Genomic DNA, 17,855 nt, shown 5'->3' with positions numbered 1-17,855 from the left:
CCACTGAAGGCACAAAGAGCGAGCGTTCGTTACCCGAGACGAGCCGGGTGTTGAGCGCTCGCTCCCATCAGACAGAGGGCACCCTGGGCTTAGTGGCTGATGAGCTTAGTGGCTGAACACCAGATGGCCATCGTCAACATCCACCTTGATGATATCCCCTGCCGTGAACCTTCCGCTCAATAGATCCTGGGCCAGCGGGTTCTCCATACGACTCTGAATGGCTCGTTTCAGCGGACGAGCGCCATAGACCGGGTCGAAGCCCACCACCGCGAGTTGTGCCATGGCCTCATCACTGAGCTCGAGCCCCAGATCGTGCTCGGCCAGACGTGCCCGCAATCGCTCGATCTGAATACCGGCAATCGCCTGGATCTGCTCCTGCCCCAAGGCATGGAACACCACCACTTCGTCGATGCGGTTGATCAGCTCGGGGCGGAAGTGCGTACCGACCACCTCCATCACCGAGTTCTTCATGTTCTCGTAGTCATCCTGATCGCCGCCGTAGAGCTGAATGACATCGGAACCGAGGTTAGAGGTCATGACGATCACGGTATTGCGGAAGTCCACCGTGCGTCCCTGACCATCGGTCAGCCGGCCATCCTCCAGCACCTGCAACAGAATGTTGAAGACATCCGGGTGCGCCTTCTCGACTTCATCAAGCAACAGCACGGAATAAGGCTTGCGGCGCACGGCCTCGGTCAGATAGCCACCTTCCTCGTAACCGACATAGCCTGGCGGCGCGCCGATCAATCGAGCCACCGAGTGCTTCTCCATGAACTCCGACATATCGATGCGCACCATGGCCTCTTCGGTGTCGAACAGGAAATTGGCCAGTGACTTGCACAACTCCGTCTTGCCGACACCGGTCGGGCCGAGGAACAGGAAGGAACCGTTGGGCCGATTGGGATCGGCGAGCCCTGCCCGTGAACGTCGTACTGCGTTAGCCACTGCATTGACTGCCTCATCCTGGCCGATCACCCGCTCATGCAGTGCCTCTTCCATGCGCAGCAGCTTGTCACGCTCGCCTTCGAGCATCTTCGCCACCGGAATGCCTGTCCAGCGCGACACTACTTCGGCGATTTCTTCCTCGGTGACATTCGAACGCAGCAGGCGATGGGGAGCCGCTGAGGCCTCCTCTTCGACATCGGCGCTTTCGGCAATCTTGCGTTCCAGCTCCGGAATCACCCCATACTGCAGCTCGGACATGCGCCCGAGGTCGCCCTGGCGACGCGCCTGCTCCAGATCGATGCGCGCGCGATCCAACTCATCCTTGAACTGCGCAGCCCCTTGAATACTGGCCTTCTCCGCCTTCCATATCTCGTCGAGGTCGGCGTACTCACGCTCCAGGTCACTGATCTGCTCTTCCAACATTTCCAGACGCTTGCGCGAAGCGTCATCGGTTTCCTTCTTGAGATGTTCACGCTCCATCTTGAGCTGAATCAGACGACGATCAAGACGATCCATCTCCTCAGGCTTGGAGTCCAGCTCCATACGGATCCGTGATGAAGCCTCATCAATCAGGTCGATGGCCTTGTCCGGCAACTGGCGGTCGGTGATGTAACGTGTCGAAAGCTTTGCCGCGGCAATAATGGCTCCGTCAGTGATATCCACCCCATGGTGAACTTCATAACGCTCCTTGAGCCCACGCAGAATAGCCACGGTGTCCTCTTCACTTGGCTCGTCGACCAACACCTTCTGGAAACGACGCTCCAGAGCCGCGTCCTTCTCGATGTATTGACGATATTCATTGAGCGTCGTGGCACCAACACAATGCAGCTCCCCACGCGCCAGCGCAGGCTTGAGCATGTTGCCCGCATCCATGGCCCCTTCGGCCTTTCCCGCACCCACCATGGTATGCAGCTCATCGATGAACAGGATTACCCTGCCCTCTTCCTGAGCCAGCTCATTGAGTACCGACTTGAGCCGTTCCTCGAACTCACCGCGAAACTTGGCGCCAGCCAGCAGTGACCCCATGTCCAACGACAATACGCGCTTATCCTTGAGCCCTTCCGGCACCTCGCCATTGATGATGCGGCTGGCCAGACCCTCGACGATGGCGGTCTTGCCGACACCGGGCTCACCGATCAACACCGGGTTATTCTTGGTGCGACGCTGCAGAACCTGGATGGTACGGCGAATCTCGTCATCGCGGCCAATCACCGGATCGAGCTTGCCGTCGGCAGCACGCTGGGTCAGATCGAGGGTGTACTTGTCCAGCGCCTCACGCTTGTCCTCGGCATTGGCATCGTCAATATTCTGACCACCACGTACGCTGTCGATGGTGGTTTCCAGCGTTTTTCGGCTCAGCCCGGCATCGCTCAAGGCCTTGGATACCGGGTGTTTCATGCCGATCGCCGCCAGCAGGATCAGTTCACTGGCAATGAACTGGTCACCACGCTTCTGGGCTTCGGCGTCGGTAAGGTTGAACAGTTTAATCAACTCTCGTGACGGCTGGACCTCGCCGTCGAACTGACCGACCTTCGGCAGATCATCAATCTGGCCGACGAGGGCATCACGCAGACGATTGGCATCGCCACCGGCCTTCTGGACCAGTGCCTTGACGCCCGTGTCACGAGTATCCAGCAACGCCAGCAGCAGATGTGCAGGCTCAAGTTGATTGTGTCCATGGCCTACGGCGAGGGACTGAGCGTCCGCTACAGCGTGTTGCAGGCGAGCAGTAAACTTGTCGAATCGCATCGCTATCTCCTTCGGGATGGCACCGCGATCGGACGCGGCGCTTGACCCTGTCAATGTTTCTTGACAGATGATATGGCGGTGAGCAAGCAGACTTTCAAGGGCCAGCTTGCCCGTTTCTACCGCCAACCGGAGGGCTTGGTCGACCAGGTCCTGTTGCAGCTTGAGCATCAGCATAGCGGGATAATGTGACACTGAACGAACAACGCCGCCGCCGGGAATACCGGGCAGCGGCGTTATCGATTTGAACATTCTTTACTGACCAGACCCGCCGGACAATGCTGCAACAGGCTTACGCAACAGGTGGCACTAGCGCAGCCAGATCACACTGGCCATGCGTCCGGTCACACCATCATCGCGACGGAAGGAGTAGAAACGCGATTCGCACACGGTACAGAAGTGCCCGCCACTGATGTGCGATAAGCCCAGCCGTTCAAGACGCAGCCGTGCCAGCTTGTAGAGATCGCCCATATGATGGCCAAGGCGGTAGGGGCTGGGATCGAAGGCGCTGGCCGCTTCCGGGTGTACCCCACAAAACGCCTCGCGCACTTCCGGCCCCACTTCGAACTGGGCATTGGAAATGGCCGGACCCAACCACGCCAGCAGTGATTCAGGCGCCACTCCCATGGCAGCTACAGTGGCCTCAAGGACACCGCCCGCCAGACTCCTCCAGCCGGCATGGGCCACTGCCACACGCTCACCGGACTTGTCGCAGAAGAACACCGGCAGACAATCGGCGGTAAGCACCACGCAGCCATAGTCAGTGCTGGTCGCCATCGACGCGTCCGCCTGTGGCGCGGCATCGCTCCATTCCTGCTGCACGCTGGCACCGTGCACCTGATCGAGCCACAGTAGGGGACGCTCATCACCCACTTCCTTGCGCAGCAGGCGGCGACATAGAGCAACATGCTCCGGATTGTCCCCAACATGCGACGCAGAGTTGAAGCCGGCGAAATCCCCCTGGCTCGGACCAGTCTCTCGCGTGGTGACGAAAGCCCCCACCGACGCCGGCGCCGGCCAGTCGGGTCGAATCAGAGTCGGGCGTAGCTCCGGTGCATCACTCATCGCATGGTCTCCACGTCCTCGCGCAGATAATCCATCAGCATCAACAAGTCGTCCGGTAGCGGCGATTGGAAGCTGACTTTCTCGCCGGTGGCAGGGTGAATGAACGCCAGACGCCGGGCGTGTAGCGCCTGGCGCGGAAATTCACGCAGGATTTCCTTGAGCACATCGCTGGAACCGGCGGGCACCTTGAGGCGTCCACCATAGACCGGGTCACCGATCAGCGGAAAGCGTTGGTGGGCCATATGCACACGAATCTGATGGGTTCGACCGGTTTCCAGCTTGCAGCGTACATGGGTATGCGCGCGGAAACGCTCGACCACGCGATAATGTGTGATCGCAGGCTTGCCGGAAGCAGTTACCGCCTGACGTTTGCGGTCCTTGGGATGACGGCCGATGGGGGCGTCAACGGTACCACCGGCGGTCATACGCCCCACGACCACCGAATCGTATTCACGCGATACGGTTCGCGCCTGCAGCTGCGCGACCAGATCCACATGTGCCACCAGCGTCTTGGCTACCACCATCAAACCGCTGGTGTCCTTGTCGAGCCGGTGAACAATGCCTGCACGTGGCAACGTGGCAGCATCGGCAACATGATGCAGCAGTGCATTGAGCAGCGTGCCATCGGGATTGCCCGCAGCCGGATGCACCACCAGGCCGGGAGGCTTGTTGATGACCAGCACATGGTCGTCCTCATGGACGATATCGAGCGCAATATCCTCGGCCTGAAAGCGAGTGTCATCCGCGATTTCTGCGCGTAGCACCAGTTGTTCTCCGCCGTGCACCTTGTCCTTGGGCCGTGCATGCTTGCCATCAATGGTCAGCGAGCCGTCCTTGATCCAGCCCTTGAGGCGCTCACGAGAATAATCGGCCAACAATTCGGCGGCGGCCTGGTCGAGACGAAAGCCCGCCATCTCGATGGGAATCTGCTGTTGAACTTCGAGGTGCTGAGACATGATGCGGAGGAAAGCTCCCCTGTAAACGGTGCACCACAACGCAAAACTCATCATCATCAAGCCCTGATGACTGCGTTTCCTCGCAAGGTGCTTTATAGTGGGCGGATCACGGCCGATTCTACCACGGCCGACCCGGGTTGTTTGAAACGAGGAACAAGATGCGCGTTATCACTTCTCCCGCTGTTCGCCTGGGCGCCCTGGTGCTGATGGGCGCCGTTCTTGCCGGCTGTGCCAGTAACGACGTTGAAGAAGACCGCTATGACGGTGTCGCGGAGCGCCAGTTGTACGAGGAAGGCCGCGAAGCACTCGAGACCGGCAGCTACACTACTGCACAAAACCGCCTTGAAGCCATTGATACGCGTTTCCCATTCGGGGACTACGCGGAACAGGCGCAGCTCGAGCTGATCTATACCTACTACCAGATCGATGACTGGGAAGCCGCTCGCGCCGCTGCCAGTCGCTTCATCCGCCTGCACCCCAATCATTCGCAGGTCGACTATGCCTACTACATGCGCGGCCTCGCCGCCTGGCAGGCGGGTCGCTTCAGCCTCGAAGCACTGAAGCTCATCGACATCTCGCAGCGCGACCTCGGTGCCACGCGTGATGCCTATTCCGACTTCACCGACCTGATCAATCGCTACCCCAACAGCCAATACGCACCGGATGCCCGTCAACGCATCATCTATCTGCGTAACCTGCTGGCAGAGCACGAGATGCATGTCGCCGACTTCTACCTGCGCAAGAAGGCCTATCTGGCCGCTGTCGAGCGTGGTCGCTGGGTTATCGAGAACTATCCGCAGTCGGAAGCCACCCGCGATGCACTGGCGGTGATGGTTGAGGGCTACATGGGACTTGGCATGAAGGATCGTGCCAGCGAGACCCTGCGCGTGCTGATCGAGAATGATCCCGACAACGAGCGTCTCGACGGTCGTCGTTTCGACCCGAAATACGTCGACGGGTCCATCAGCGCCTGATCGCGGCATCGCCAATGACAAGAAACCCCTGCAGGCTTGTGCCTGCAGGGGTTTTCTTTACCCGCGCGTCCATGAATCTCAGTTGCCGGGCTGCCAGCCATTGACGATCGGATAGCGACGATCACGTCCAAAGCCACGCTGTGTCACACGCACACCGACCGGAGCCTGGCGTCGCTTGTATTCACAGCGATCCACCAGTTTGACCACCCGGTAGACGTCCTCTGCAGCGAAGCCTGCCTCGATGATCGCTTCGGCACTCATATCGCCTTCAATGTAACGCACCAGAATGGCATCGAGGGTGTCGTAGTCCGGCAGTGAATCACTATCCTGCTGATCCGGCGCCAGCTCTGCCGACGGCGGACGATCAATCACCCGCTGCGGGATGACCAGCGACTCGGTGTTGCGCCAGCGTGCGAGCCGGTACACCCAGGTCTTGTAGACATCCTTGATGGCATTGTAACCGCCGACCATATCGCCATAGAGAGTGGCGTAACCGACCGCCATCTCACTCTTGTTGCCGGTAGTCAGCACCATCAGCCCCTTCTTGTTGGACAGCGCCATCAACAGTACGCCACGGCAGCGAGACTGCAGATTCTCTTCGGTGGTATCGCGCTCGGTGCCCTCGAAGCTCTCGGCAAGCGTGTTCATGAAGGACTCGACCATCGGTGCGATCGGCAGCACCTCATAATTGACGCCCAACAGCTTTGCCTGCTCAGCAGCGTCTGCGCGTGAGATATCCGCTGTATAATGATAGGGCATCATCACCGCATGCACGCGTTGTGGTCCCAATGCATCCACGGCAATCGCCAACGACAGCGCCGAATCGATCCCACCGGACAACCCCAGCACAACGCCCTGGAAGCCGCTCTTGTTGACGTAGTCACGCAGGCCGGTCACCAGCGCACTGTAGAGGTCCTCTTCGGGGCTGACATCGAGATCCACTTCCCCTTCACGGGGCACCCATTGGCCCTGCTCCTGGATAAACTGCACCGGACGCAGCCAGATATCCCAGTGCGGGGCCTGCACCGCCAGCTTGCCGTGGGCATCGACACAGCACGAGCCGCCATCGAAGACCAGTTCATCCTGGCCACCGATCTGGTTGACGTAGACAATCGGCAAGGCCACATCACGCGCCCGCTCCTCGAGCAGACGCAGGCGCTCGGACGGCTTGTTCTGATGGTAGGGAGAAGCATTGAGCGTCACCAGGATATCAGCCCCGGCGTCACGTGCCTGACGTACCGGCTGCTCCTTCCATATGTCCTCGCAGATCAGAATGCCGAGCCGCGCACCCTTGTGTTCGACAACCAGCGGCTGAGTTCCAGCAGCAAAGTAACGCTGCTCGTCGAACACCTGATAGTTGGGCAGCGCCTGCTTGGCATACTCGGCAATCCACTCGCCGTTGTAGAGCACACCGGCCATATTGTAGAGCTGCCCTTCACGGCGGCCCGGATAACCGACGACAACCATCACGTCCTTGACCACCTTGGCGGCCATCCGCGCACGCGCGTCGCGCAGGCGTGTTTCCATTGATGGCCGCAGCAGCAGGTCTTCAGGCGGATAGCCCGTCAGAAAGAGTTCCGGCAGCACAACCACATCGGCGCCATGTTCGAGGTAGGCCTCGCGTACCGTTTCGATGGCCCGGTCGGCATTACCGGGGATGTCGCCAACCAATGGGTCGAGTTGCGCCATCACCAGGGTCAGGTCTTGCATGGGCTGAGAAATCTCTCGAGAATCGGAAGGAAGAACCCTCATTGTCCCGCATGGACTGCTCACTGGCAAAGGGAAGCGTCAACAAGCATGATACCTTTGTGCCAACCGGCCAATGAACGGTGTCACGCACCTGTGGAGTAAGGATGAACCTATTGATTATTCGCCTGATTATCTTCGCCGTGGTGCTATTTGCCGGGCTGCGCCTCTATCGCATGTATCGCCAGTGGAAACTGGAGCATGACAAGGAAAAGCTCAGCTCCCATGACGGCGGCAGCATGGTGCGCTGCGCCTGGTGCAAGGTCCATGTTCCCGAGCAGGAAGCCATGCGTGCCCGAGGCGAATGGTTCTGCTGTGGCGATCATCGCGACAAGTATATCGACGAGCAATCAGAGGCCGGCGACGACTGATCGCCGCCGAGCCGATCACCTCAGCGGACAGAAGTGACACGCCCCGCAAACGACGTGCCCTTCAACAAACTCGCCCTTCCAGAGAATAGGGGGCGGGGTCGATGATCGTTGGGCGATCCAGCAGCAGATCAACCAACAGACGCGTGGATGCCGGTGCCAACACCAGACCGTTACGATACTGGCCGGCATTGACATGCAGGTTGTCCCAGCCTGGCGCACGTCCGATGAACGGCACCCCATCCGGCGACCCCGGGCGCAACCCTGCCCAGTGATGCTCGATCTCGTAGTCCGCCAGAGCAGGAATGATCGCGCAGGCGCTGGCTCTCAGCGACTCGCGCGCCTGATCATCAGTCTGCTTGTCGAACCCGGCTTCCTCGAGCGTTGACCCCGCCAACACGCGACCATCGGCACGCGGGATAACATAACGCCCATCCATCAACACCACACGCTCGACCAATCCGGGGCGAGCCTTGAACAGCAACATCTGTCCCTTCACCGGCCGTACCGGGAGTTGTACCCCAGCCATTTCCAGTAGCTGCGCGCTCCAGGCCCCACCACAGATCACTACTTGATCCGCTGCGACCCTCCCCTGCGACGTTTCAATCGCCACGACACGCTGGCGTTCACTCACCATGGCAGTTACGTCACAGCCTTCGAGAATCGACACGCCTGGCATGTTGTCCAGGCGTGCACGCAAGGCCTGCATCAACCGCGGATTGCGAATACTACCGAGGGTCGGCATCCACAGTGCCTGATCGACACCTGGGCAGGCAGCGGGCTCCTTGGCATAAATCACCTCGGAGCCGACGCGCGATAGTGGCTTGCCAACCTGGCGCGCCCACTGCAACGCGCGCTCCTCATCATCGACGCGCAAATAGAGCAGACCCTTCTGGCGATATTCCGGGTCAATGCGCGTTTCTTCCAGCAATCGGTAGGCCAGCTCCGGATAGGCTCCTTCAGACCAGGAGGCCAGGCGGGACACCGCCGCACTGTAGCGCCAGGGATACAGCGGCGAGACGATACCACCGCCCGCCCAGGAGGATTCTCGCCCGCAGACACCACGTTCGATGACCGTGACCTGATGACCAGCATCAGCCAGTTGCAACGTGGTCATCAGGCCGATGACACCACCACCAACGACGACAAATTCACTCAAATTGTGCCCCCGAATGCAGATAGCGCATCAGCGGATGCGTCATCCACTATCATGAAAATTAATGTTATTGCTATTGGCGTTATGACTGTTGACGCCACCACTGCCTCGGCTACCACCATACAAGGTCATGCAACACGCCAGCAGCAGCACTTGCCTTCAGCGCCATCAGCGCGGCACAACCCTACTGGAAGTGCTGCTGGTACTGGCCATCGTCGCTGTGCTGATCACCACGGCACTTCCTGCCGGGCGCCACCTGACAATCAAGCAGGATATCATCAGCGATACTCAGCAACTGCGTCAGGCTCTGACACTGGCTCGCTCGACCGCGATCATGACACAACATACCGTCATCCTCTGCCCAAGCCACGATGGCCGCCAATGCGACAACGACTGGAGCGCCCCCTTGATCCTGCGCGACACTCAGTCCGCCGACATTCTTCATCGCTTCCCCGCCGCTCGGACCACCACCATCCGTTTTCGTAACGATGATCGTGCCGTACGCTTTCAACCCACTGGACGCGCCAGCGGCCACAACGGCACCTTCGTGATCTGCGCGGACAACGGCCGGGGAAGAGTACTGGTGTTAAGCAACTTCGGTCGAATACGTGAGCAACCGGCCAGTAGATCAAGGTGCTCGCAAAGCCCTGATCATGCCTGACCAGATCAATGGCCAGCACCACCATCCAACCATACCATCGATGGTGAGGATGATGAGGGTGTCGTCGTCGAGGAAGCCATCGCAGGCTCGGGCTCGGGCAACAGCAGAATCAGATGGCGAGCCACCAGTCGATCACCATTGCCTACCCAGCCCAACACCCATTGCCCAACGCCGCCCTGCCACCAGCAACTCCCGGAGTAATAGCCAACCAATGGCAGCTCGCCAATGATCACCTGACTGGACTCGACCAAGGGGCCATCCCCTTCCTCCAGAGCCTGCTCAACAACTTCGCAATCCGGCGCGTCCGACCTTTCAGGACCAACGACAAGCCGCTCGGCAGCACCTTCTTCTGCAGCCATCTGGGCTCGAGCCATCGCCACGAGGTTACCCGCCAGACGCTCATCGACCAGTGCCGACTGCATGGCGCTCAGCGCCATGACTGAAGCAATCGTCAGCATACCAAGCACAACCGGTAAGGTAACTCCCGACTGGAGTTTCGGATGTCTCATCATGGTGTGCTGCCATCCGACCAATGTCGACGGTCCACAACCCACATCATCAAGGGGGCAGGGAAGTCAGCCAACTTCAGGTGCAGCCGATATATCCCGTCGCCCTGCGTGTCGATGACCCGCTCATCGCCACACTCCCCTGCGCTGATCAAACCATCGATCAACGGCTGGTGGCCTTCGTTGTCATGGAGTGTGCAACGACCATCTGAACGACTGCTGCCGAGATAGCGGTCATCGGAATAGCGGCTATCGAGATAACTGTCACGCAGCACGAATGACTCCGCGGTGGCACTGCCACTACGCAAACGAGCAGCCATGATATCCAGTGCATAGCTGATCACAGCCTGACGCTCCGACAACTGACGCATGTGTTGATCCGACTGCAGAACGTTGTGCATGACCCGAGTCGCAGCAAGCATCACCATACTGCCGATCAACATTGCCACCATCAGCTCCACCAGACTGAGGCCACGCTGGTGGCGAGGCCCCATCACGCCCTCACGCCTGACAACGCCACGCCAGCGGAACATCAGGGCAACTCCTGCGGCAGACGCACACGATATTCCAGCCGGGTCAGATACGGATCAAGGCGCCTATCTCGCCAACGCACCTCAATGACAAAACGGCAATCCCCCAGTGCCGAGACCGGGCTGGCATTGAGTTCAGGAAGAAAGGGTTGCCAGCGGTGTTGCCAATCACTGCCGTTGACCGCTGCGGGTGTCGGGCAGGACGGATTGTCGCCACGCACCCGTGCAGCCCAAAGACGCTCACGAGCGTCCTGAGCCGCAATATTCGCCATGCCAGTCTGGGCAGCCAACTGAGCACTCTGTGTCGCCTTGATCTGCATTGCCGCGACCCCCAACAGCCCGATCGCCAACACCAGCAATGCCACCAGGGTCTCGACCAGAGTGAAGCCTGCCATACGCTGGTTACCAGCACTCATCAGGAACTCGCAACCCAGCTTGATCGAGACTCAGGAGGGTACAACCAGCAGGCACTGTGCCATCAGCAATCGCCGTCGCGGTCAGCCGATAATGGCCTGCCTTGATATCCCGCTGCAGTCGGTAGCTTCCTCGTTCTACGTCTGTGGTACCAGGTTCACATTGGGGTGCATCATAACGCAGGTAACGCGAATAGCAGCGCTCAAGCTGACTGGCAATATCGCCCAGCGCTGCACGCGCTTCCGTCACTCGAGCCGTCGCAAGATGCTGGCTGTAACGGGGATACGTCAGCGCGGCGAGCACCGCAAGAATCCCCACGCAGACCATCAGCTCAATCAGTGTAAAGCCGCGCTGTCTTGCCGATGGCGAAACGCTTCCGGGCATGGGAGGTTGGAGATCAGCCCGGGCTATCCATTGCCCCATGATCCTCTCCTGACAACAGTCGATAGGCTCCATTGCGTTGGAGTCTCTTCAGCCTGGCGCAGAAAGGGCAGATCGGAAGGCAAGTCTATCGGAGCGGCAAATTTACGACGCAGAGTCGGCGCAAGCGCATAAACAGCATCGCCGCTTCCCGGGAAGCGGCGATGCGTGGAGAACACTATTGGATCTTGCGAACTCAGTCGGTAGCGATGACTCGCTCACGCAATTCTCGCGGCATCGAGAAGGTAATGGTTTCCTCACGTCCGGCAAGCTCCTCGGGTACCTTCGCACCCAACGACTGCAGGCGCTCGATAACCCCACGCACCAGCACTTCTGGCGCACTGGCGCCAGCAGTGACACCAATGGCGGTTACTCCTTTCAGCCAGGCGGGATCAATCTGATCAGCATTGTCGATCAACCAGGCCGGTGTCCCGACACGCTCGGAAAGCTCTCGTAGCCGATTGGAGTTGGAACTGTTCGGGCTACCAACCACCAGCACCAGCTCACAACCCGACGCCAGCTCGCGTACAGCGTCCTGACGGTTCTGGGTGGCGTAGCAGATGTCGTCCTTGCGCGGACCTTGAATCTCGGGGAAGGTCGAACGCAGCGCATCTATGACCCTGGCGGTATCATCCATCGATAGTGTGGTCTGGGTCACAAAAGCCAGTCGCGAAGGATCCTTCACCTGGAGGCGAGCCACGTCGTCCTCGTCCTCGACCAGATAGATCTGACCGCCGTGAGAGGTGTCATAGCGCCCCATGGTGCCTTCCACCTCGGGGTGCCCCTCATGCCCGATCAGAATGCACTCGTGGCCTCGTCGGGCATAGCGCAGCACTTCCATATGCACCTTGGTCACCAATGGACAGGTAGCATCGAAGACCTTGAGACCGCGTTGCTCGGCTTCCAACTGGACAGCGCGAGACACGCCGTGGGCCGAGAAGATCACGATCACATCATCGGGGACTTCATGCAGTTCCTCGACGAAGATCGCGCCACGCTCACGCAGTGAGTCGACGACAAAGCGGTTGTGCACCACTTCATGACGAACGTAGATCGGCGGCCCGAAAACATCGAGGGCACGATTGACGATCTCGATGGCGCGGTCAACACCAGCGCAGAAACCGCGCGGATTGGCCAACTTGATTTGCATGGTCTGCTTGCCTCGGCGCCAGTCTCAGCGCCTTCGTTGTACAGAAGACTGGAGGAACGGAAGGCGGGAACGGTACAGAAACCAGCACCGTTCCAGCCTGTCATGCCCCTGAGTCATTCGTGTTGGAACCTTGCCTGGCCCTGTCTCAATGAGTGGTGGCAGGTTTGACGTCCAACACCTCAACCTCAAAAGTCAGGGTACGCCCAGCCAGCGGATGATTGAAGTCTACCTCGACCATGTCGTCTTCGATTTCAATGATCACACCGGGAAGTTCATCGCCATTGGCATCGGCGAATGACATCACAGTACCGATCTCCGGCTGCTCATCCTTGAACACCTCAGCCTTCATGCGCTGAACGTTCTGCGGATTATGCTGGCCGAAGGCATGCTCCGGCGAGACCTCGAAGACTCCGCTGTCGCCATCCGTCAGTCCCTTGAGCGGATGCTCGAAACCGGGTGGCAGGTTGCCATCTCCCAATTGGAAGGTAGCCGGTGCCTTGTCATGGGTCGAGTCGACCACGGTGCCGTCTTCCAGCTTGAGGGTAAAATGCAGGGTAACTTCCATGCCCTCATCGATGCGGTAGTCGCTCATGGCGCTCTCCAGATATTCGGGGTCTTCATCCGACCCACATAAATGTGGGAAGTGCGTCTGTTCACCGGGAGCGAACACAACCGGCTCGTAGCTCGTCAGTATGATCAACCACGCCGCGCGCGGCGACGCTCACCAAAGATCGACTCCCAGATCAGGCCGATGGCACCGACCGTGATGCCGATGTCGGCGACGTTGAAGGCCGGGTAGTACCAGCCTGCCGCATGGAACGACAGGAAATCGACCACATAACCGTGGACCAAGCGATCATACAGATTGCCCAGCGCACCGCCGATGATCAGTGCCAGGCAAGCGCCCAGCACCTTCTCGTCACGCTTGAGGCGCGTCATCCATACAGTCAGAGCAATGGTGGCGCCCACCGCAATGGCGGCAAACAACCAACGCTGCCAGCCGGGGTGGTCGGCAAGGAAGCTGAAGGCGGCACCGGTGTTGTGCAGCAGCGTCAGGTTGAAGAACGGCAGGACCTCCACCGGCGTGGCATAGGTCAGACTACTGCTGGCCAGTGCCTTGGTGGCCAGATCGAGCGCGATCCAGACAATCACCAGTAGCCACCACAGCAGTGGCCTGCGCATCGGTTCCACTTGAGCAGACATATGAGCTTGAGCCTCAGGCATAGTAACGGGTCTCTCCAGCGCCTTCCGGCAGATTGCTCACGCAACGCGAGCAGAGATCGGAATGCTCGGCCAGAGAACCGACCTCGGGACGATGGTGCCAACAGCGCTCACACTTGGTGTATTCGCTGGCCATTACCGCAACCTTGAGGCCCTCGATATCAGTTGCCACCGCATCACCAGCCTCGGCCAGCGGTGCCAGACGAACCTCACTGGTCAGCATCACGAAGCGCAGCTCATCGCCAAGGCGCGACAGCAGTTCCTGCAACTGATCGTCGACGTACAGCGTGACTTCGGCGGCCAGACTGCCCTTGATGGTCTTCTGGTTACGCGCGTCCTCGAGGCACTTGTTGACGGCCTGCTTGACCGTCAGCACCTGCTCCCAGAACTCGCGCCCCATGGCAGCATCGGCGGCCAGCGTCGACAGCCCTTCGTAGTAGGTTTCCAGCAGTACGCTATGACCGTCGGCCAGGCCCTTCTCGCCGGGAATGTTCTCGAAGATTTCCTCAGCGGTGAACGACAGGATCGGAGCCACCCAACGCACCAGTGCCTGAACCACCTGGTAAAGCGCAGTCTGGCAGCTACGGCGCGCCAGCGAATCCGCCTGGGTGGTGTACTGGCGATCCTTGATCACATCCAGATAGAAGCCACCCAGCTCGCGGGCACAGAAACCGTGCACCTGCTGGTAGACATCGAGGAAACGGTATTCGTCATAAGCCGTCTCGATGCGGTCCTGTAACTGAGCAGCACGATCGACCACCCACTGATCCAGCGCCAGCATGTCATCGAACGCCACCAGGTCACGGCTCGGCTCGAAACCATTGAGGTTGGCGAGCAGGAAGCGTGCGGTGTTGCGGATACGGCGATAGACATCCGCCGTGCGCTTGAGGATCTCGTCGGATACCGCCATCTCACCGGAATAATCGGTAGAGGCCACCCACAGGCGCAGGATATCGGCACCCAGCTTGTCCATGACTTCCTGCGGCGCGACCACGTTGCCCATCGACTTGGACATCTTGCGGCCCTGGGCATCGACGGTGAAGCCGTGGGTCAGCAAACCGCGATATGGCGGATGCCCATCGATGGCGCTGCCGGTCAGCAGCGAGGAATGGAACCAGCCACGGTGCTGATCGGAACCTTCGAGATACAGGTCGGCGCGCGGGCCACTCAGGTGGCCCATGGGATGCGAGCCACGCAATACATGACGGTGCGTGGTGCCGGAATCGAACCACACATCCAACGTATCAGTGACCTTGTCGTACTGCGCGGCCTCGGCACCGAGCAGTTCATTGGGCTCCATAGCGAACCAGGCATCGATACCTTCGGCGTCGACACGTTTGGCGACCTCTTCCATCAACTCGACGGTGCGCGGGTGCAGCTCACCGCTTTCCTTATGCAGGAAGAACGGGATCGGCACGCCCCAGTTGCGCTGACGGGAGATACACCAGTCCGGGCGATTGGCGATCATGCTGTGCAGGCGCGCCTTGCCCCAGGCCGGGGTGAAATGCGTGGACTCGATGCCCTCGAGCGCACTCTCGCGCAAGGTACGGCCATCCTTGCCGGCAATGTCCATACCCACGAACCACTGGGCAGTGGCGCGGTAGATCACCGGCGTCTTGTGACGCCAGCAATGCATATAGCTATGGGTGATGGTCTTGTGCGCCATCAATGCTCCGGCCGCGCTCAACGCCTTGACGATCTGCGGGTTGGCCTTCCAGATCAGCTGGCCACCGAACAACGGCAGATCATCGACGTAGACACCATCACTCTTGACGATGCTGATGAACTGATCGAAATCCATGCCATAACGACGACAGGAGTCAAAGTCATCAACACCGTGCACCGGCGCGGAGTGGACGATACCGGTGCTGCCCACTTCGCTCTCGACGTAATCGGCCAGATAGATCGGCGCAACGCGATCATAGAGCGGATGACGGAAATTGATCAGCTCGAGACGCTCACCACGCGTGGTGGCAATCACTTCACCTTCGAGACCGAAACGCTCGAGGCAGCTTTCGACCAGTTCCTCGGCCAGCAGCAACAGACGCTCACCGGCATCCACCAGCGCATAGGTGAATTCAGGATGGACGTTCAACGCCTGATTGGCGGGAATGGTCCAGGGCGTAGTGGTCCAGATCACCACCGCAGCAGGCTTCGCCAGGCTCTCGAGCCCAAAAGCAGCAGCCAGCTTGTCATCATCGGCACAGGGGAAAGCCACGTCGATGGCATCGGACTGTTTGTCGGCATATTCGACTTCAGCCTCGGCCAGTGCCGAACCACAGTCAAAGCACCAGTTAACCGGTTTGAGGCCCTTGAATACGAAGCCGCCCTCAACCATATCGGCCAGCGCGCGAATCTCACCGGCTTCGTTGGCATACGCCATGGTGCGATAAGGGTTGTCCCAGTCGCCAACCACACCAAGGCGTACGAAATCCTGGAGCTGCCCCTTGACTTGCTCGCCGGCGTACTCACGGCACAGTGCCCGGGCCTTTTCTGGCTCAAGGTGTTTCCCGTGGGTGGTCTCGACCTTGTGCTCAATGGGTAGACCGTGACAATCCCAGCCCGGGACATAGGGAGCATCGAAGCCCGCCAGGTTCTTCGACTTGACGATGATGTCCTTGAGAATCTTGTTGACGGCGTGACCGATGTGAATGCTGCCGTTGGCGTAGGGAGGGCCATCATGCAGCAGGAAGACATCGCGGCCTTCGCGCGTTTCGCGCAGGCGCTGATAGACATCCAGCTTCTGCCACTGTTCAACGCGCTCCGGCTCACGCTTGGGCAGCATGCCGCGCATGGGGAAGTCGGTTTCGGGCAGATTCAGAGTGTGCTTGTAGTCGCTCATAGTCCTGGGTGTCAGCCGTCATTGTCGGCGGGATGTTCCGCCGAGGAGTCATGTGTCACGGCCTCGCGCGCGCGAGGCGCCGATGCCAGAGGATATAGACAGCCCGTCCGCGTCCGGCAATGGCTTGCGGTTTCCGAAGCCTCCCTCTGCGGGGAGGTAGCGGCGGGGTCTGCCACGGGGGAATCCCCCTGGAAATAGCCCTGAAAAGCGTCCTGAAAATACGCTCTTGTCTGGCGAATATCGTTATGAATCTGCGCCTTCAGTGCCTCGAAGCTGTCGAAGGTAATCTCACCCCGCAAGCGAGCGCAGGGTATTACCGTCAGTCGCTGGCCGTAGAGATCCGCATCGAAGTCCAACAGATGCGCTTCCAACACCGGCCTGACGCTACCAACGGTGGGCCGCCAGCCAATATTGGCCACAGCCGGGTACTGGCCACCGGCATATTCGACGATCACTGCATAGACGCCTCGCAGTGCCAATGAACCGGTCACCAACGGCAGGTTCGCGGTAGGCACCCCGATGGTGCGGCCGCGCTGCTGATCTCGAACCACCCTGCCCCAGATACTATATGGACGCCCCAGCAGGCGCTGGACGCCGGAGAAATTACCACAAGCCAACAGGGTTCTGACGCGCGTGCTCGATACTCGTTCATCGTCCACGCAGAAAGTATGTGTGTTTTCGACAGCAAAGCCGCAACGCCGCCCTTCTGCGGTCAACAACGCGAAGTCACCACGCCGATCACAACCGAAGCGGAAATCATCGCCGACCACCAGGTGCTTTACCCCCAGGCCGTCTACCAATACCTGCTGGACAAACTCCACCGCCGTCAACTGGCGTAGTGCTTCATTGAATGGCAGGCATAGCACGCGATCAACACCGCACTCGGCCAGCAGTGCGACTTTCTCGCGTAACCGTGTCAAGCGTGGCGGTGCCTGGTCGGCAGCAAAATACTCACGTGGTTGGGGTTCGAAGACCACCACGGTCACCGACAGGCCCAGGCGGTTTGCCTGCTCCTGACATTGCTCGAGAATCGCCCGGTGGCCACGGTGCACACCATCGAAATTACCGATGGTAGCCACCGTACCACGATGCGTTTCGCGCAGATTGTGCAAGCCGCGGATGACTTCCATGAATCCAGCCACATCGAAGGTAAAG

General features: G+C 59.7%; 17 protein-coding genes. 3 read left to right on the top strand and 14 right to left on the bottom strand.

What is annotated here, in order from left to right; genetic code table 11:
- Nucleotides 1–105 precede the first annotated feature (105 nt).
- The 3 genes from clpB to rluD all read right to left on the bottom strand — a co-directional run bounded on the left by clpB (nucleotide 106) and on the right by rluD (nucleotide 4,712).
- On the bottom strand, nucleotides 106–2,694 hold the full coding sequence (gene clpB / locus AR456_RS02450; RefSeq protein WP_021819752.1) for an ATP-dependent chaperone ClpB: 2,589 nt from the start codon (nucleotides 2,692–2,694) through the stop codon (nucleotides 106–108).
- 306 nt (nucleotides 2,695–3,000) lie between these two features.
- The gene (pgeF, locus tag AR456_RS02445; RefSeq protein WP_021819750.1) at nucleotides 3,001–3,756 is read right to left on the bottom strand and encodes a peptidoglycan editing factor PgeF; all 756 of its coding nucleotides are present in this window, start codon (nucleotides 3,754–3,756) and stop codon (nucleotides 3,001–3,003) included.
- Complete coding sequence (gene rluD / locus AR456_RS02440; protein ID WP_021819749.1) at nucleotides 3,753–4,712, bottom strand: 23S rRNA pseudouridine(1911/1915/1917) synthase RluD; 960 nt, start codon at nucleotides 4,710–4,712, stop codon at nucleotides 3,753–3,755. Before rluD ends, pgeF begins: the two co-directional genes overlap by 4 nt.
- A 158-nt stretch (nucleotides 4,713–4,870) precedes the next feature.
- Between rluD and AR456_RS02435 the strand changes: the two genes are divergently transcribed.
- Nucleotides 4,871–5,686, top strand: a complete 816-nt coding sequence (locus AR456_RS02435) for an outer membrane protein assembly factor BamD (protein WP_021819748.1) — start codon at nucleotides 4,871–4,873, stop codon at nucleotides 5,684–5,686.
- A 78-nt stretch (nucleotides 5,687–5,764) separates the two neighbouring features.
- On the opposite strand, the gene AR456_RS02430 is transcribed toward AR456_RS02435, so the two are convergent.
- Nucleotides 5,765–7,396 (bottom strand): NAD+ synthase, encoded by a 1,632-nt coding sequence (locus tag AR456_RS02430; RefSeq protein ID WP_021819747.1) that lies wholly within the window; start codon nucleotides 7,394–7,396, stop codon nucleotides 5,765–5,767.
- A 143-nt stretch (nucleotides 7,397–7,539) separates the two neighbouring features.
- Here AR456_RS02430 and AR456_RS02425 point away from each other — a divergent pair, with 143 nt between their 5' ends.
- Nucleotides 7,540–7,803: a PP0621 family protein gene (locus AR456_RS02425; protein WP_021819746.1), complete on the top strand. Its 264-nt coding sequence runs from the start codon at nucleotides 7,540–7,542 to the stop codon at nucleotides 7,801–7,803.
- A gap of 61 nt (nucleotides 7,804–7,864) precedes the next feature.
- Here the strand turns inward: AR456_RS02425 and thiO are convergent, their stop codons facing one another.
- Nucleotides 7,865–8,959, bottom strand: a complete 1,095-nt coding sequence (gene thiO / locus AR456_RS02420; protein WP_021819745.1) for a glycine oxidase ThiO — start codon at nucleotides 8,957–8,959, stop codon at nucleotides 7,865–7,867.
- Nucleotides 8,960–9,086: 127 nt separating this feature from the next.
- On the opposite strand from thiO, the gene AR456_RS02415 reads away from it, so the two are divergent.
- Nucleotides 9,087–9,617: a GspH/FimT family protein gene (locus AR456_RS02415; protein WP_021819744.1), complete on the top strand. Its 531-nt coding sequence runs from the start codon at nucleotides 9,087–9,089 to the stop codon at nucleotides 9,615–9,617.
- Between the two features lie 5 nt (nucleotides 9,618–9,622).
- Here the strand turns inward: AR456_RS02415 and AR456_RS02410 are convergent, their stop codons facing one another.
- The 9 genes from AR456_RS02410 to ribF form a co-directional block, all read right to left on the bottom strand.
- Nucleotides 9,623–10,129: a pilus assembly PilX family protein gene (locus AR456_RS02410; RefSeq protein WP_155829315.1), complete on the bottom strand. Its 507-nt coding sequence runs from the start codon at nucleotides 10,127–10,129 to the stop codon at nucleotides 9,623–9,625.
- Complete coding sequence (locus AR456_RS02405) at nucleotides 10,126–10,656, bottom strand: PilW family protein (protein ID WP_021819742.1); 531 nt, start codon at nucleotides 10,654–10,656, stop codon at nucleotides 10,126–10,128. Before AR456_RS02405 ends, AR456_RS02410 begins: the two co-directional genes overlap by 4 nt.
- Nucleotides 10,656–11,069, bottom strand: coding sequence for a type IV pilus modification protein PilV (pilV, locus tag AR456_RS02400; protein WP_081694688.1), 414 nt, complete (start codon nucleotides 11,067–11,069; stop codon nucleotides 10,656–10,658). Before pilV ends, AR456_RS02405 begins: the two co-directional genes overlap by 1 nt.
- A complete protein-coding gene (locus tag AR456_RS02395) occupies nucleotides 11,056–11,490 on the bottom strand; it encodes a type IV pilin protein (protein WP_051995768.1) in 435 nt (144 codons plus the stop codon). Before AR456_RS02395 ends, pilV begins: the two co-directional genes overlap by 14 nt.
- A gap of 193 nt (nucleotides 11,491–11,683) precedes the next feature.
- Nucleotides 11,684–12,637, bottom strand: a complete 954-nt coding sequence (ispH, locus tag AR456_RS02390; RefSeq protein ID WP_021819739.1) for a 4-hydroxy-3-methylbut-2-enyl diphosphate reductase — start codon at nucleotides 12,635–12,637, stop codon at nucleotides 11,684–11,686.
- Between the two features lie 145 nt (nucleotides 12,638–12,782).
- On the bottom strand, nucleotides 12,783–13,229 hold the full coding sequence (gene fkpB / locus AR456_RS02385) for an FKBP-type peptidyl-prolyl cis-trans isomerase (protein WP_021819738.1): 447 nt from the start codon (nucleotides 13,227–13,229) through the stop codon (nucleotides 12,783–12,785).
- Nucleotides 13,230–13,333: 104 nt separating this feature from the next.
- Nucleotides 13,334–13,819, bottom strand: a complete 486-nt coding sequence (gene lspA, locus AR456_RS02380) for a signal peptidase II (protein ID WP_236995531.1) — start codon at nucleotides 13,817–13,819, stop codon at nucleotides 13,334–13,336.
- 34 nt (nucleotides 13,820–13,853) lie between these two features.
- Nucleotides 13,854–16,700 carry an isoleucine--tRNA ligase gene (gene ileS / locus AR456_RS02375; protein ID WP_021819736.1) on the bottom strand — a complete coding sequence of 949 codons (2,847 nt, stop codon included), beginning with the start codon at nucleotides 16,698–16,700 and terminating at the stop codon, nucleotides 13,854–13,856.
- An 11-nt stretch (nucleotides 16,701–16,711) separates the two neighbouring features.
- Nucleotides 16,712–17,830: a bifunctional riboflavin kinase/FAD synthetase gene (gene ribF, locus AR456_RS02370; RefSeq protein ID WP_021819735.1), complete on the bottom strand. Its 1,119-nt coding sequence runs from the start codon at nucleotides 17,828–17,830 to the stop codon at nucleotides 16,712–16,714.
- Nucleotides 17,831–17,855 lie beyond the last annotated feature (25 nt).

It is taken from the genome of Halomonas huangheensis, from assembly GCF_001431725.1.
Classification (GTDB): Bacteria; Pseudomonadota; Gammaproteobacteria; order Pseudomonadales; family Halomonadaceae; genus Halomonas; species Halomonas huangheensis.
Note: the sequence above shows the minus strand (reverse complement) of the source record. Positions and strands in the feature narration are given on the sequence as shown.

Coding starts and splice junctions, on each gene's coding strand:
- AR456_RS02395 (WP_051995768.1), bottom strand. CDS start 11,490: ATGGGGCAATGGATAGCCCGGGCTGATCTCCAACCTCCCATGCCCGGA.
- ribF (WP_021819735.1), bottom strand. CDS start 17,830: ATGGAAGTCATCCGCGGCTTGCACAATCTGCGCGAAACGCATCGTGGT.
- pilV (WP_081694688.1), bottom strand. CDS start 11,069: ATGAGTGCTGGTAACCAGCGTATGGCAGGCTTCACTCTGGTCGAGACC.
- AR456_RS02405 (WP_021819742.1), bottom strand. CDS start 10,656: ATGTTCCGCTGGCGTGGCGTTGTCAGGCGTGAGGGCGTGATGGGGCCT.
- AR456_RS02410 (WP_155829315.1), bottom strand. CDS start 10,129: ATGATGAGACATCCGAAACTCCAGTCGGGAGTTACCTTACCGGTTGTG.
- AR456_RS02415 (WP_021819744.1), top strand. CDS start 9,087: ATGCAACACGCCAGCAGCAGCACTTGCCTTCAGCGCCATCAGCGCGGC.
- lspA (WP_236995531.1), bottom strand. CDS start 13,819: ATGCGCAGGCCACTGCTGTGGTGGCTACTGGTGATTGTCTGGATCGCG.
- AR456_RS02425 (WP_021819746.1), top strand. CDS start 7,540: ATGAACCTATTGATTATTCGCCTGATTATCTTCGCCGTGGTGCTATTT.
- clpB (WP_021819752.1), bottom strand. CDS start 2,694: ATGCGATTCGACAAGTTTACTGCTCGCCTGCAACACGCTGTAGCGGAC.
- rluD (WP_021819749.1), bottom strand. CDS start 4,712: ATGTCTCAGCACCTCGAAGTTCAACAGCAGATTCCCATCGAGATGGCG.
- fkpB (WP_021819738.1), bottom strand. CDS start 13,229: ATGAGCGACTACCGCATCGATGAGGGCATGGAAGTTACCCTGCATTTT.
- pgeF (WP_021819750.1), bottom strand. CDS start 3,756: ATGAGTGATGCACCGGAGCTACGCCCGACTCTGATTCGACCCGACTGG.
- AR456_RS02435 (WP_021819748.1), top strand. CDS start 4,871: ATGCGCGTTATCACTTCTCCCGCTGTTCGCCTGGGCGCCCTGGTGCTG.
- ileS (WP_021819736.1), bottom strand. CDS start 16,700: ATGAGCGACTACAAGCACACTCTGAATCTGCCCGAAACCGACTTCCCC.
- ispH (WP_021819739.1), bottom strand. CDS start 12,637: ATGCAAATCAAGTTGGCCAATCCGCGCGGTTTCTGCGCTGGTGTTGAC.
- AR456_RS02430 (WP_021819747.1), bottom strand. CDS start 7,396: ATGCAAGACCTGACCCTGGTGATGGCGCAACTCGACCCATTGGTTGGC.